The following is a 224-nucleotide window of genomic DNA, read 5'->3' as shown; positions in this document are numbered from 1 at the left end:
GGAGGGTATTACCCAATCAGTGAAATCATTGGCGAAAAGTGCGCAAGAAGTGCTGGTTCTGCGCTTCGAGCATGACCTTTCTCTTGAAGAGATCAGCAACGTGCTGGGGTTAGGTTTGAGCGCAACCAAAATGCGCTTGTACCGCGCCATAGACGCAGCTGAGAAGCATGTCGTCAAAGAAGACCGGGAGGTTTATGCGACGGCTTGAAAGAGAGAGTAATACA

1 protein-coding gene is annotated in these 224 nt (G+C 50.0%); it reads left to right on the top strand.

Going from position 1 to position 224, the window contains the following annotated elements; all coding sequences use genetic code 11:
• On the top strand, window positions 1–208 hold a 208-nt coding region (locus ATN88_RS16385; RefSeq protein ID WP_269748177.1), incomplete at its 5' end, for a sigma factor-like helix-turn-helix DNA-binding protein.
• Window positions 209–224 lie beyond the last annotated feature (16 nt).

Source organism: Enterovibrio coralii (assembly GCF_001559595.1).
GTDB lineage: Bacteria > Pseudomonadota > Gammaproteobacteria > Enterobacterales > Vibrionaceae > Enterovibrio > Enterovibrio coralii.
The sequence above is the reverse complement of the archived record's forward strand: the minus strand, read 5'-3'. Positions and strand labels throughout refer to the sequence as shown.